Origin of the sequence: Rhodococcus sp. PD04 (assembly GCF_035918275.1) — a bacterium.
GTDB classification, from domain to species: Bacteria; Actinomycetota; Actinomycetes; order Mycobacteriales; family Mycobacteriaceae; genus Rhodococcus; species Rhodococcus rhodochrous.
Window position 1 is genome coordinate 3,084,984 of sequence record NZ_CP142143.1, and the last position, 13,957, is coordinate 3,098,940.

The 13,957-nt window shown below is 69.8% G+C and carries 10 protein-coding genes; 4 read left to right on the forward strand and 6 right to left on the reverse strand.

All coding sequences use genetic code 11. The features are described from left to right. Nucleotides 1-11: 11 nt before the first annotated feature. Nucleotides 12-1,616, reverse strand: a complete 1,605-nt coding sequence (locus U9J23_RS14250) for an MFS transporter (RefSeq protein WP_059381111.1) — start codon at nt 1,614-1,616, stop codon at nt 12-14. 112 nt (nt 1,617-1,728) lie between these two features. On the opposite strand from U9J23_RS14250, the gene U9J23_RS14255 reads away from it, so the two are divergent. Continuing rightward, on the forward strand, nt 1,729-2,724 hold the full coding sequence (locus tag U9J23_RS14255) for an iron-siderophore ABC transporter substrate-binding protein (protein WP_059380981.1): 996 nt from the start codon (nt 1,729-1,731) through the stop codon (nt 2,722-2,724). A 29-nt stretch (nt 2,725-2,753) separates the two neighbouring features. Here U9J23_RS14255 and bioD read toward each other — a convergent pair whose 3' ends face one another. The 3 genes from bioD to U9J23_RS14270 form a co-directional block, all read right to left on the reverse strand. After that, entirely contained in the window at nt 2,754-3,452 is a 699-nt protein-coding gene (gene bioD / locus U9J23_RS14260) for a dethiobiotin synthase (protein WP_059380980.1), read from the reverse strand. After that, nucleotides 3,449-4,588: an 8-amino-7-oxononanoate synthase gene (locus tag U9J23_RS14265; protein WP_326598515.1), complete on the reverse strand. Its 1,140-nt coding sequence runs from the start codon at nt 4,586-4,588 to the stop codon at nt 3,449-3,451. The genes bioD and U9J23_RS14265 overlap by 4 nt, the downstream gene beginning before the upstream one ends. 144 nt (nt 4,589-4,732) lie before the next feature. Next, nucleotides 4,733-6,022 carry an adenosylmethionine--8-amino-7-oxononanoate transaminase gene (locus U9J23_RS14270; RefSeq protein ID WP_059380978.1) on the reverse strand — a complete coding sequence of 430 codons (1,290 nt, stop codon included), beginning with the start codon at nt 6,020-6,022 and terminating at the stop codon, nt 4,733-4,735. A gap of 150 nt (nt 6,023-6,172) precedes the next feature. Between U9J23_RS14270 and U9J23_RS14275 the strand changes: the two genes are divergently transcribed. Genes U9J23_RS14275 through treY form a run of 3 tightly spaced genes read left to right on the forward strand, consistent with a single transcriptional unit; the run spans nt 6,173 to nt 13,001 of the window. Then, nucleotides 6,173-8,275, forward strand: a complete 2,103-nt coding sequence (locus tag U9J23_RS14275; RefSeq protein WP_326598519.1) for an acyltransferase family protein — start codon at nt 6,173-6,175, stop codon at nt 8,273-8,275. 47 nt (nt 8,276-8,322) lie between these two features. Then, nucleotides 8,323-10,611 (forward strand): glycogen debranching protein GlgX, encoded by a 2,289-nt coding sequence (gene glgX, locus U9J23_RS14280; protein ID WP_059380976.1) that lies wholly within the window; start codon nt 8,323-8,325, stop codon nt 10,609-10,611. Further along, nucleotides 10,608-13,001: a malto-oligosyltrehalose synthase gene (gene treY / locus U9J23_RS14285; protein ID WP_106199433.1), complete on the forward strand. Its 2,394-nt coding sequence runs from the start codon at nt 10,608-10,610 to the stop codon at nt 12,999-13,001. Before glgX ends, treY begins: the two co-directional genes overlap by 4 nt. Here treY and U9J23_RS14290 read toward each other — a convergent pair. Both U9J23_RS14290 and U9J23_RS14295 read right to left on the reverse strand, forming a co-directional pair. Continuing rightward, the gene (locus U9J23_RS14290) at nt 12,998-13,510 is read right to left on the reverse strand and encodes a DUF2029 domain-containing protein (protein ID WP_085468382.1); all 513 of its coding nucleotides are present in this window, start codon (nt 13,508-13,510) and stop codon (nt 12,998-13,000) included. The two genes, treY and U9J23_RS14290, sit on opposite strands and share 4 nt — an antisense overlap. Then, complete coding sequence (locus U9J23_RS14295) at nt 13,507-13,728, reverse strand: helix-turn-helix transcriptional regulator (RefSeq protein WP_059381110.1); 222 nt, start codon at nt 13,726-13,728, stop codon at nt 13,507-13,509. The genes U9J23_RS14290 and U9J23_RS14295 overlap by 4 nt, the downstream gene beginning before the upstream one ends. Nucleotides 13,729-13,957: the final 229 nt, after the last annotated feature.

Consider the following 13,957-nt stretch of genomic DNA (forward strand, 5'->3'; position numbering starts at 1 on the left):
AAGATCGGGGTTCAGTGGGCCGGTTCCCCGGGGAAGTCGACCGCCGCGTCACCGTCCTCCTCGGCGTACCGCTCGAGCAGCGCGATCTCGCCCGTGCGTGAGGGGAACGCGAAGGCCACCAACGCCGCTCCGACCAGCACGATCGCGATCGCGGCCGTGTAGGCGCGGGTGTCGCCGTCGAGGAAGGCCGACCGGGCGGCCTCGACGATCTGCGGCGCGTACTGCGGATAGTGTTCGGCGATCCCGACGGCACCCGCGAACGACTTCTCCAATGCGGTCTCGGTCTGCTCGTCGACGGCCGCGGCCTGCGGACTCGCCGCGATCGTCGCGGCGAGGGAGGCCGAGTACCCGGCCGTGAGCAGGGCACCGAGGATCGACTGGACGATCGCGCCGCCGAGATCACGTTGCAGATCGGCCGTGCCGGAGGCCATTCCGGCGCGGGAGACCGGCACCGACCCCGTGAGCGAATGCGAGGCCGGGGTACCGGCGAGACCGACACCGGCTCCCAGGCACATGTATCCGAGGGCGATCACCCAGTAGTGCGCGTCCTCGTCCCACAGCATCAGTGCGACGACGAGTCCGGCCACGATCGCGACGTAACCCGACAGCAGGGTGAAGCGGGAGCCGCGCGACCCGACCAGTTTCGCCGACTGCGGTGCCACCAGCACCATCACGAATGCGGCGGGCAGCGCCGCCGATCCGGCCGCGAGCGTGGAGTATCCGAGCACGTTCTGCAGGTACTGCTGGCTGATGTACATCGTGCCCATGAGGGTGCCGAACACGATGATGCCCGCCACGGCCGCGACCCAGAACACCCGGCGCCGCGCGACGCGCAGGTCGAACAGGGGATTCGCCGCGCGCAGCTGGCGCATCACGAAGAGGATCACCGCGACGAGAGCGATCACGAGGGCGGACACCGCGATGGTCTTCATCCCGTCGACGGGCACGAAGTTGATGCCCAGGACGAGCGAGCCGACGAGCACGACCGAGACGATGCCACCGAGATGATCGACCGGGTCGGTCGACTCGTTGACGTGGCTCGGCACGAACACCCAGGTAAGGGCCAGCGCGATGAGCGCGAGCGGGATGGTCACGAGGAAGACCGATCCCCAGAAGAACTGTTCGAGCAACATGCCGGCGACGAGCGGGCCGAGCGCGGTCAGGCCGCCACCGATCGACGACCACAGCGCGATCGCGCGCGTGCGCGCTGCGCCCGACCACAGTGCGGTGATCAGGGCCAGGGTGGTGGGGAACGCCAGACCGGCGGAGACGCCGCCGAGCACCCGTGCTGCGAACAGCACCTCGGTGCTCGGCGCGAATCCGGCGACCGCGGAGGCGGGAACCGACAAGGCCATGCCGAGCAGCAGCATCGTCTTGCGTCCGTAGCGGTCGCCGACGGCCCCGAGGTAGAGCACCGACGCGGCGAGACCGACGGAATAACCGACCGCGACGAGGTTCAGTTCGGTCTGGCTCGCGTCGAACGCCTTCCCGATGTCGGGCAGTGCCACGTTCGCGACGGCGAGGTTCAGGTTCGCCACGGCGGCGACGAGGATCAGCGAGGCCAGCACCAGCTTCGCGCGTGCCGGCCGACCGTCGTCAGGTGGGGTCACGGACACATAGTGCGCGCCAGAGCCGCTGTTCTGCGTGGTTTCCGGCCGGTTTTCACCTCCGGTCACCCCGCCGGGTTAGGATCACCTCACTTGTTGATCGACAGACTCGAGGCCAGTCATGACACGCCGTTCCGCCGCGCTGCTCCGTTCCGCCGCTCTGTTCACGGCCACCGCGATCGCGCTGACCGCGTGCGGATCGGCCGACACGGAATCCGACTCCGGTCCGGCACCGGCCGACGGTGCCTTCCCCGTCACCGTCGACACGAAGTTCGGGGAGGTCACCATCGAATCCGCCCCGGAACGCGTCGCGGCACTGGGCTGGGGCGACGCCGAAACCGCACTGGCGCTCGGGGTTCAGCCGGTGGCCGCGAGCGACTGGCTCGCCTTCGGTGGCGACGGTGTGGGCCCGTGGGCGCAGGGGCTGTACGACTCGCCGCCGGAGCTCATCGGCACGATCGAGCCGTCCTTCGAGCTGCTCGCGGCGCAGACGCCCGATCTGATCCTCGACACCAAGAGCTCCGGTGAGCAGGCCCGCTACGAGACGCTGTCGGGGATCGCTCCGACGGTCGCTGGTCCGGAGGGCAGCGACGCCTATCTCACGTCGCTCGACGACCAGGTGACCTCCGTGGCAGCGGCTCTCGGTGTCCCGGACAAGGGTGCCGAATTGTTGTCGCAGATCGATGCGGACTTCGAGCAGGCCGCTGCCGACAATCCCGGGTTCGCGGGCAAGACCGTCACCGTCGCCTCCTACACGTCGGAGGGGTGGGGTGCCTACGTGGTCGGTGACTCGCGCGTCGACTTCATGACCGAGCTCGGTTTCGTGAACAATCCGCAGGTGCAGGCCGCGGCGACGGACGACTTCTTCATCACCGTCTCCGACGAGAACCTGGACATGCTCGACGCCGACCTGCTGATCGTGCTGCCGATCTACGTGCCGGCCGCGGAGGTGACCGACAATCCGGTCTTCCAGCAGCTCCCGGCGGTGCGCGACGGCCGGTTCCTCGTGCTCGACAGCGATTCCGACATCTCCGCGGCGTTCTCGACGAATTCGGTGCTGTCGGTGCCGTTCGCACTCGACGAGTTGGTTCCGCTGGTCGCCGAACGCGTGAACTGAGCCCGCCCCGCGGCGTATCTCGACTTCCGCTATGCGTATGTGGCGGCGGGGGCGGGCGGAGGCAGATCCGACCATCGGGAGGCACGGGCAGCAAAGCTGTGGGCGTCGAGTGCGCCGCTGCCGGCCGGGATCCGGCCGACGACCGGGACGCCGGTGACGTCGGGAAGGTCGTCCAGATTGCATTGCTCCGCCAGATCCGGTGCAGCAGGCCAGGACCCGATGATCACCCCCGGGCATTCGACCCCCGCCGCGCGGAGCGCCGCCACGGTGAGCGCGGTGTGGTTGAGCGTGCCCAGTCCCGCGGCGGCGACGATCACCGCCGGTGCTCCGAGCGCGGCTGCGACGTCGGCGAGGGTGAAGCCGCCCGCACCGAGCCGGACGAGCAGACCTCCCGCCCCTTCGACCAGGGTGAGGTCGTGCTCGGCGTCGAGTCTCCGGACGGTGTCGATGATCTCGTCGAGAGTGAGCGGCGGACGTCCACTGCGCCGCGCGGCGGTGTCGGGCGCGAGCGGATCGGGATACCGCGCGAGTTCGACGACCCGGACGGAGTCTCCGGTCAGTCGCAGGATCTCGTGCAGGTCGCCCGGTCCGTCGTCGGTCACGCCCGTCTGGGCGGGTTTGCACACCGCGACCCGTAGCCCCGCGGTCACGGCGTTCACGGCGAGCGCCGCGGTCGCGACGGTCTTGCCCACATCGGTCGATGTACCGGTGACGACGAGAACGCTCATGCCCGGGCTCCCGCGAGGATGTCGGTGAGCACCTCGTCGACGAGGGTGCGTTCGTCGTCGGTGAGGTTCGCGCGGGCCGTCAGGCGCAGCCGCGAGGTGCCCGCCGGCACCGAGGGCGGCCGGAAGCAGCCGACGTGCACACCGCGCTCGCGACACCGCGCCGCGGCGTCGGCCGCGACGTGCGGGTCACCGAGGATCACCGACACCACGGCGGACGGCGGCGCCTCGACACCCGTGACCCGGGCGAGGTGCGCGGCCTGATCGAGCACGGCCGCCGCGCGGGCGGGTTCGGCGCGCAGCACCTTCAACGCGCCCCGGGCGGCACCGACGGCGGCCGGGGCGAGCCCGGTGTCGAAGATGAAGGTGCGGGCGGTATCCACGAGGTGTTCCCGCACGCGCCCGTCGGCGAGGACGACTCCGCCCTGGGAGGCAAGGGATTTCGACAGCGTCGCCGTGACGACCACATCGGGCTCGCCGGCGAGACCCATTTCGTGGACGAGTCCGCGGCCCCCCGCGCCGCGGACCCCCACTCCGTGGGCCTCGTCGACGAGCAGCAACGCGCCGTGCGCTCGGCAGACGCGATGCAGTTCCCGCAGCGGCGCGAGGTCGCCGTCGGTACTGAACACCGAGTCGGTCAGGACGAGCGCGCGGGCCTCGGTGCGCGTCGCGAGGGCGTGCGCGACCGCGTCGACGTCGTTGTGCGGGGTGACGACGATCCTCGAGCGGGACAACCGGCACGCGTCGACGAGCGAGGCGTGGCTGCCGGCGTCCGACACGATCAGTGCGTCCCTGCCACCGAGGGCGGCGACGGCACCGAGGTTGGCGGCGTATCCGCTCGAGAACACCAGGCCGCTGTCGGCCCCGACGAAGTCGGCGAGTTCGCGTTCGAGGAGCTCGTGTTCGGCGGTGGTGCCGGTGACCAGGCGCGATCCGGTGGAACCGGCTCCCCATCGCCGCAGGGCGGCGGTGGCCCCCGCGAGGACCTCGGGATGGCGGGTCAGGCCGAGATAGTCGTTGGAGGCGAGGTCGACGACGGTCGAGCAGGGGGTCCGGACGACGGGGTCGCGGTGCAGGCCCGCTGCGCGTCGCGCCGCCGCGGTGCCGTCGAGCCACGCCAGGGCGGGATGTGCGGTCATGAGCGGTGACCTTACTTGAACACCGTTCAAGTCGCTACGTCGGTGGCCTCGGGTCGCAGGCCGGATGCCTGGATCGCCGGACGTTCCTACGGCGCACCGCGCGCCCTGAGGGCCGTCGGCGCGAATGTCGGCCGACTCCTTCGATCAGCGGATGTTCGCGCCGACGGCGGCGATCATCCCCGAGGTGATCGCCGCGAGATCGTCGGCCGAGCAGATGTAGGGCGGCATCGCGTAGACGAGATTGCGGAACGGCCGCAGCCACACGCCGGCCGCCACGGCGGCATCGGTCGTCGCGCGCATGTCCACCGGTTCGGTGAGTTCGATCACGCCGATGCCTCCGAGGACGCGGACGTCCACAACCCCCGGCACCTCGCGTGCGGGGGCGAGTCCTTCGGTCAGACCGGTGTTCACCGCCGCCACCTCGGCACGCCAGTCGCGGGAGAGCAGCAGTTCGACCGCCGCGACGGCGACGGCGCACGCGAGCGGGTTGCCCATGAAGGTCGGGCCGTGCATCACACCGCCGCCCTCCCCCGCGCTGATCGCCTCGGCGACGGCCCGCGTACACAGCGTCGCGGCGAGGGTCATGTATCCGCCGGTGAGTGCCTTGCCCACGCACATCACGTCCGGGCTCACCTGCGCGTGATCGGCGGCGAAGAGTTCGCCGGTGCGCCCGAACCCGGTCGCGATCTCGTCGAAGATCAGCACCAGTCCGTGCTCGTCGCACATCCTGCGCAGCTCGCGCAGATACCGCGGGTCGTGGAAACGCATGCCGCCGGCGCCCTGGACGACCGGCTCGACGACGATCGCGGCGAGCTCGTCGACGTGCTCGAGCAGGACCGCCTCGAACTGCGCGACGTAGTCGGGATCGAACCGGTCCGGTGGGGCGGGGGCGAAGACCTGTCGCGCGAGCATGTCGGTCCACAGCGCGTGCATGCCGCCGTCCGGGTCGCACACGCTCATCGGGGCGAAGGTGTCGCCGTGGTAGCCGCCGCGCCAGGTGAGCAGACGACGCCGTCCCGGTCGGCCGACGGCACGCTGGTACTGCACCGCCATCTTCACGGCCACTTCCACCGACACCGAACCCGAGTCGGCGAGGAAGACCGTGTCGAGACCGTCGGGCGTGATGTCGACGAGCAGTTCCGCGAGCCGCGCGGCGGGCTCGTGGGTGAGGCCGCCGAACATCACGTGGCTCATCCGGCCGAGCTGGTCGCGGACGGCGGCGTCGAGGACCGGATGCCCGTATCCGTGCACCGCGGCCCACCACGAACTCATGCCGTCGACCAGCTCACGACCGTCGGCGAGGACGATCCGGGTACCGTGGGCACGGTCGACCACCAACGATTCGGTGGTCGCCGGGAACGCGCCGTAGGGGTGCCAGAGGTGCCGAGCGTCGAGGGTGCGGATCCGCTCGACCGGGAGAGGAGAGTTGTCCACGCCCAGACTGTAGGCGGTTGGAAGTTGCCGCCCGCAGCCGCGTAGTCTGCCCCAGTTGCCGTGAACAGACGCTCACGGCAACCGACCGGCGCGCTCGTCGCCCGGTCGGCAGCACAGCCGAACACGTAAGACACCGGGGGTATCCGTCACATGTCCGTCCACACCTCGGGACCGGAACTCGAGAGTGGCGCGCGGACAGCAGGCACCCGCCCCGCGCGCCGTGCCGACATCGACGGACTGCGCGGTCTCGCGATCGCGCTCGTGGTGATCTTCCACGTCTGGTTCGGTCGCGTCTCCGGTGGTGTCGACGTCTTCCTGGCGCTCTCCGGATTCTTCTTCGTGGGCACGCTCCTGCGGACGGCCGACTCCTCGGCCCCGCTCGATCCGCGTCCCGTCCTGCGGCGGATCGGCCGGCGTCTGCTGCCACCGCTCGTCGTCGTACTCACCGCCGTCGCGGCCGCCACGGTCGTGCTGCGGCCGTTCACACAGTGGCTCGATCTGGCCGACCAGACCGGGGCGTCGCTGCTGTTCTTCCAGAACTGGCACCTCGCCCGCACAGCGAGCGACTATCTGGCCGCGGACCCGATGGTCAGCCCGCTCCAGCACCTGTGGTCGATCGCCGTACAGGGCCAGTTCTACATCGCGGCCCTCGTGGTGGTGTTCGGCCTCGCGTGGCTGTTGCGGCGGATGTCGGTGCCTGTCCGTCTGCCCCTGACGGTGCTGCTGGCCGTGCTCACCGCGGCGTCGCTCGCGTATGCGGTGCTCGCCGACCGTCCGCAGTCGTGGCTCTACTACGACAGCGCCGCCCGTGCGTGGGAGTTGACCCTCGGTGGTCTGCTGATGTGCCTGTCGCCGTGGCTGCGGGTTCCGCGCGCCCTGCGGATCGTACTCGGCGCCCTCGGACTCGCGGTGCTCCTCGCGTGCGGCTTCGTCCTCGACGGCAACTCCCTCTTCCCCGGCCCGTGGGCCCTCGTCCCCGTCGGTGCGGCGATGGCACTCGTCGTCGCGGGCATCCGCTCCGGCTCCGGTCCTGACTCCGACTCCGGCGCCGAGCACGACACGCCGTCGGCGCGACTGCTGGCGTCCGCGCCCATGGTGCGCCTCGGGGCGATCGCCTACGCGCTGTACCTGTGGCACTGGCCGGTCCTCATCGGCTACCTGATCGTGCGCGGACACCCATCGGTCGGCCTGGTGGGCGGGCTCGTCGTGATCGCCCTGTCGCTGCTGCTCGCCGAAGCGTCGACCCGGTGGTTCGAGGACCCCATCCGTCGCGTCGACCCCCCTCGGCCGTCCCGCACCGCGCTCGTGGGTCTCGTCACGGTCCTGGCCGTCGCCCTCGTCGGGGCCGCGAACCTCTGGCACACCCACGTCGACCGCTCGACGGAGGCCCTCGACGGCATCGCCGCCCTGCCGACGGAGCTGTATCCCGGCGCCGCGGTGTTCGATCCCGCCGTCTCCACCGAGGCGCAACCGGTGCAACCGCCGCTGCTCGTCGCCCATCGCGACCTGCCGCCCGCGACGCTCGACAACTGCATCGCCCAGCACACCAACCGCACACCGTTGACCTGCACCTACGGCGATCCCCTCGCAACGCGCCGCATGGTGGTCGTCGGGGGGTCGCACTCGGAGCACTGGCTCGCCGCGCTCGACGCGCTCGGCATCGAACACGGCTTCCGCCTCGACACCTATCTCAAGGTCGGGTGCCCGCTCTCCGATCCCCTCGCCCCGCTCGTCGAGGAGTCCCCGACGGTCGAGTGCGACACGTGGTCGACCGCCGTCCTCGCGGAACTGCGCGCCGATCCGCCCGACTACGTGTTCACGACGTCGACGCGCACCAAGGACCAGGGCGAGGGACCGGGCGACTTCGTCCCGTTCTGGTACGTCGACCTGTGGGAGACGCTCGCCGATTACGGCATCCCGGTGGTGGCGATCCGCGACAACCCGTGGCTGTTCCGCGGCGACGTCGCCTATCGGGCCGCCGACTGCCTCGCCGGGGGCGGCACCGCGGAGACGTGTGGGGTGCCCCGTGAGGAGGCGCTGGACCCGATCGACCCGGCCGTCGCCGCGTCCGCGCACCTGCCCACCGTGTCGCTGCTCGACCTGTCCGACAAGTTCTGCCGGCAGGATCTGTGCCGGGCGGTGGAAGGCAACATCCTCATCTACCGCGACGAGAACCACCTCACCACGACCTACGTCCGGACGCTGACGCCCGAGCTCGGCCGACAACTCGGCCCCGCCACCGGTTGGTGGTGACGCGCTCACCCGGTGCCCGGACCGCCGGAAGGCTACTGTTGGCGGACATGGAGCCCACCGAAGCGAGCGCTAACGACGAGATGCCCGAGCCCCTGGAAGTGTGGCCGGGATCCCCGTACCCCCTCGGCGCGACCTACGACGGGGCGGGCACGAACTTCGCACTGTTCTCCGAGATCGCCGAGAAGGTCGAATTGTGCCTCATCTCCCGCGACGGGAGCGAGACCCGCGTTCCCCTCGAGGAGGTGGACGGTTACGTCTGGCACGCCTATCTTCCGACGGTCTCCCCCGGTCAGCGTTACGGCTACCGCGTACACGGGCCGTTCGATCCGGAGAACGGTCACCGGTGCGATCCGAGCAAGCTGCTCCTCGACCCGTACGGGAAGGCGTTCGACGGTTCGTTCGACGGCGACCCGTCACTGTTCTCCTACCCGCTGCCCGGTGCCGAGCCCGAGGCCGAGGCCGACAGCGCCGCCGACGAGAACACGGACGTCGCCGACACCGAGGACACCGGCGAGCCCGCGCCTGCCGACGACGCCGAGCCCGAGGCGATCGCGACGGGACAGACCTCCGACGCCGCCGCGGAGTTGCCCGGCCTCGATTCGCTGGGGCACACCATGACGACCGTGGTGATCAACCCGTTCTTCGACTGGGCGATGGATCGCCAGCCCCGGCGCCCCTACAACGAGACGGTCATCTACGAGGCCCATGTCAAGGGCATGACGGCCACGCATCCGGACGTCCCCGAACACATGCGGGGCACCTACGCCGGTCTCGCGCACCCGGCGATCATCGACCATCTTCTCGGGCTCGGCGTCACCGCCATCGAGCTGATGCCCGTGCACCAGTTCATGCACGACCAGGTGCTGATCGACCAGGGACTGCGGAACTACTGGGGTTACAACACCTTCGGGTTCTTCGCGCCACACGCCGAGTACTCGTCGTCGACCAAACCCAGTGCCGTGGTCGCCGAGTTCAAGGCGATGGTGCGGGCCTTCCACGAGGCCGGCATCGAAGTGATCCTCGACGTGGTCTACAACCACACCGCCGAGGGGAACCATCTCGGTCCCACCATCTGCTTCCGCGGCATCGACAACGCCGCCTACTACCGCCTCGTCGACGACGACAAGGCCTACTACATGGACTACACGGGAACGGGCAACAGCCTCAACGCCCGTCACCCCCACACCCTGCAGCTGATCATGGACTCGCTGCGCTACTGGGTGACCGAGATGCACGTCGACGGCTTCCGGTTCGATCTCGCATCGACCCTGGCGCGCGAACTGCACGACGTCGACCGCCTGTCGGCCTTCTTCGATCTCGTCCAGCAGGACCCGGTCGTCTCGCAGGTCAAGCTCATCGCCGAACCGTGGGACATCGGTGAGGGCGGCTACCAGGTGGGCAACTTCCCCGGCCAGTGGACGGAATGGAACGGCAAGTTCCGCGACACGGTCCGCGACTACTGGCGCGGCGAACCGGCCACTCTCGGCGAGTTCGCGTCGCGCCTGACCGGCTCGTCGGACCTGTACGAGGACACCGGGCGTCGCCCCGGCGCGTCGGTCAACTTCGTCACCGCCCACGACGGGTTCACCCTCGCGGATCTGGTGTCGTACAACGAGAAGCACAACGACGCAAACGGCGAGGACAATCGCGACGGCGAATCGCACAACCGGTCGTGGAACTGCGGGGTCGAAGGCCCCACGGACGATCCCGAGGTTCTTGCACTGCGCGGGCGCCAGCAGCGCAACATGCTCGCGACGCTGATCCTGTCGCAGGGCACGCCGATGCTCGCCCACGGCGACGAGTTCGGTCGCACCCAGCAGGGCAACAACAACGTGTACTGCCAGGACAACGAGCTGTCGTGGGTGGACTGGTCGCTCGCCGAGTCCAACGCCGACCTGGTCGCGTTCACCCGCAACGTGATCGCATTGCGCACCGAGCATCCGGTCTTCCGGCGTCGCAGGTTCTTCGAGGGCCGGCCGATCCGCAGCGGCGATCAGTCCCGCGACATCGCGTGGCGCACACCGGCCGGCGACGAGATGATGCCCGAGGACTGGGACAGCGGTTTCGGCAAGTCGCTCGCGGTCTTCCTCAACGGCGAGGGCATCCCCGAACCCGATCAGCGGGGGCAGCGCGTCGTCGACGACTCGTTCCTGATGTGCTTCAACGCCCATCACGAGCCGATCGAGTTCGTCACCCCCGACGGCCCGCACGCCGAGGAGTGGACGGTCGCGCTCGACACCGACGTTCCGGACGGTCTGCGCGAGGAGGTCGTCGTCGCCGGTAAGCCGGTCCGGGTGCAGGCACGCTCGGTGCTGGTGCTCCGGAAGACCCGGTGACGACCGGCGGTACGGAGTCGGCAGGTGTGAGCGACGCCGGCGCGGGGAATACTGCGCCGGTGTTGTCCACCTACCGCCTCCAGATGCGCGGCGACGAATGCACCTTCGCCGACGCCGTCGCCCTGCTCGACTATCTCGACGCCCTGGGTGTCTCGCACGTCTACCTCTCCCCCGTCCTCAGCGCGACGACCGGGTCCACCCACGGATACGACGTGGTCGATCCCGGCACGGTCTCCGAATCGCTCGGGGGACGCGAGGGCCTGGAACGGTTGTCGCGGGAGGCACGCGCACGGGGCATGGGGCTGGTCGTCGACATCGTCCCCAACCACGTCGGGGTGGCCGACCCACGCCAGAACGCGTGGTGGTGGGATGTCCTGAAGCACGGCTCCGGGTCCCGCTACGCGTCGTTCTTCGATCTCGACCTCGCCGACGACAACGGTGCGGACGGGCGGATCGCTCTGCCGGTGCTCGGATCGGACGACGCCGTGCGGGAGCTGACCGTCGACCGCTCGGGCGACGAACCGATGCTCGCCTATTACGACAAGCGATTCCCGATCGCTCCCGGAACCGACGAGGGCACCGGCGAGGAGGTCCACGCGCGGCAGGCCTACCGGCTCGTGGCGTGGAACTCGGGATTGATCGGATACCGCCGCTTCTTCACCGTCGACGATCTCGCCGCGGTGCGGGTGGAGGATCCCGCGGTGTTCGACGCGACGCACGAGCAGGTCGCGTCGTGGATCGCCGACGACCTGGTCGACGGGATCCGTGTCGACCATCCGGACGGTCTCGCCGATCCGGCCGGATATCTCGCGCGCCTGCGCGAGGTGATCGGACCCGATCGCTGGCTCGTGATCGAGAAGATCCTCGGCGACGCCGAGCCGCTGGATGCGACGCTGCCGGTGGACGGCACCACCGGCTACGACGCACTCGGCGAACTGTCGTCGGTGTTCGTCGACCCGTCCGGCGAGACGGAGCTGAATGCCCTGTCGCGCAGGTTCACGGGCGCCGAAGGCAACGTGCCGTGGCTGCACGCCCGCGAACACGACCTCAAACGATCGGTGCTCGGCAGTGGGCTCGCGCCGGAGGTGCGCCGCCTCGTTCGGGCGATCCGACGCGAGACCGGCGACACCGGGTGCGACGACGCGGCGCTGCGCGAGGCCGTGATCGCCGTCGCCGCACAGCTTCCCGTCTACCGCGCCGACTACGCGCCGCTCGCGACCCTGGTGCCGCGCATCGTCGGCGACCTCGCGCGGACGCAACCCGCACTCGATCCCGCCCTCGCAGTGTTCGCCCGGGCGATGGCCCTCGGCGGTGAGGCAGCGGCCCGCTTCGGCCAGGTCTGCGGCGCGGCGACCGCCAAGGCGGTCGAGGACTGCCTGTTCTATCGGGCGGCGCGGCTGATCTCGCTGCAGGAGGTGGGCGGGCAACCCGGCCGTTTCTCGGCCACCCCGGCCGAGTTCCACCTCGCGTGGACCCAGCGGGCACGGCACTGGCCGCGGGCGATGACCACCCTGTCGACCCACGACACCAAACGCAGCGAGGACGTCCGGGCTCGGATCGGCGTGCTCTCGCAGGTCGCCGACGAGTGGTCCCGCCGGCTCGGGTCGTGGAACGAATCGGCACCCGCACCGGATCCGGCGATCGGACTGTTCCTGTGGCAGACCCTCTTCGGAGTCTGGCCGCTCGACGGAGCAGTGACCGACGAACTGCGCGAACGGGTACATGCCTACGCGCAGAAGGCGCTGCGCGAGAACGGGACCCGCACCACGTGGACCGAGGTCGACGAGGAGTTCGAGACCGCGGTCGACAACTGGCTGGACGCGGTGATCGACGGACCGGTCGCGGATGAGCTCACCGCCTTCGTCACCGAGGTCGAACCGCACGTCGCGGCCGTCTCGTGCGGCCAGAAACTGCTGCAACTGCTGGGCCCCGGCATTCCCGACGTCTATCAGGGCACCGAACTGTGGGACGACTCCCTCGTCGATCCGGACAACCGGCGGCCGGTGGATTTCGACGCCCGACGGCGGCTGCTCGACGCCCCCGATTCGGCGCCGGCGAAGTTCACGATCGTGCGCACCGCGCTCCGGCTGCGCCGCGAACGTCCGGCGAGCTTCGTCGGGGGCGCGTACGTTCCGGTCCTCGCCACCGGTCCGGCTGCCGAGCACCTGCTCGCGTTCGGCCGCGGGCCGGCGACGGACGACCTCGACGTTCTCGCGGTGGCGTCCCGTCGCACCGTGGCGCTGTCGCGCTCGGGCTGGAAGGACACGGCCGTCGACCTGCCCGACGGCAACTGGTCGGACGTGCTGACCGGACGCTCCTTCACCGGTCGGATGCGGGTCGCCGATCTGCTCGACTCCCTGCCGGTCGCGGCACTCGTCCGCGCGCGTTAGTCCTCGAGCGCGTCGAGCGCTTCCTCCGCGTCGAGCCGGCGCTGGGTACGGCGCCGGCTCCACGTGAGGACCAGTCCCGCGAGGACGATCACGGTGGCCGCACCGACGATGCGTCCGGCCCAGGTCGCGGCATCGTTCTCGAACGGCTGACCCTCGTAGCGCAGGCGGAGGAAGATGCCGGCGACGCCGACGAGATAGAGCGCGGCGGCGGCGGCACTGCGGGGTCGCCACAGTTTCGCGGTGGCGTACAGGTCGACGTCGCGTTGCCGCGCGTACAACTGGGTCACGATCGACACGACGAACCAGGCCACGAGGATACCCAGCGCGGTCCACGCCCCGGGTCGGCCGACGAGCCACGGGAGCAACGCCGCCGCGACCAGCGCGATCCACTGGGACAACTGGAATCCCACCGCCGAGGCTTCGTTCCAGACGTCGCGCTGGCGCTCGTCGCGGTAGAAGTCGTCGTCGAGATCGCCGATGAAACGCGCGGTTTTCAGGAAGACGGTCATGAGGACTCCTTGGTGGTGAGCGGGAACAGTTCCTCGACCGTGGTGTCGAGTCTGAGGGCGAGACGAAGGGCGAGGTAGACGCTGGGCGCGTAGTCGCCCTTCTCGGTCGAGACGATGCTCTGCCTGCTGACGCCGACCGCGTCGCCGAGCGCGGCCTGGGTGAGTCCCGCTTGCTTGCGGAATTCGCGGACCCTGTTGCTCCTCGGTGTGTCGGTCACGGCCAGAAGTAAACCCTGCTTGTCATTTTGTGTCAAGCATTCTTGTCATTTTCGATCATCGAACCACCACGGCACACCTGTCGAGCCGGACATCCGACCACCCCTCGACACAGTCGATCACGGAATCGAGAATTACATTCTCGCGATCGAAGGTTCCGACAACACTCCGGTCTTCGACGAATCGTGCGACAATGCGCCGATTTCCGAGTAGATCCCCATCTCGGCGAGG

Bases quoted from the DNA above. Each gene is read 5' to 3' on its own strand.
- U9J23_RS14255 (WP_059380981.1), top strand. From the start codon at position 1,729: ATGACACGCCGTTCCGCCGCGCTGCTCCGTTCCGCCGCTCTGTTCACG.
- bioD (WP_059380980.1), bottom strand. From the start codon at position 3,452: ATGAGCGTTCTCGTCGTCACCGGTACATCGACCGATGTGGGCAAGACC.
- U9J23_RS14265 (WP_326598515.1), bottom strand. From the start codon at position 4,588: ATGACCGCACATCCCGCCCTGGCGTGGCTCGACGGCACCGCGGCGGCG.
- U9J23_RS14275 (WP_326598519.1), top strand. From the start codon at position 6,173: ATGTCCGTCCACACCTCGGGACCGGAACTCGAGAGTGGCGCGCGGACA.
- glgX (WP_059380976.1), top strand. From the start codon at position 8,323: ATGGAGCCCACCGAAGCGAGCGCTAACGACGAGATGCCCGAGCCCCTG.
- U9J23_RS14290 (WP_085468382.1), bottom strand. From the start codon at position 13,510: ATGACCGTCTTCCTGAAAACCGCGCGTTTCATCGGCGATCTCGACGAC.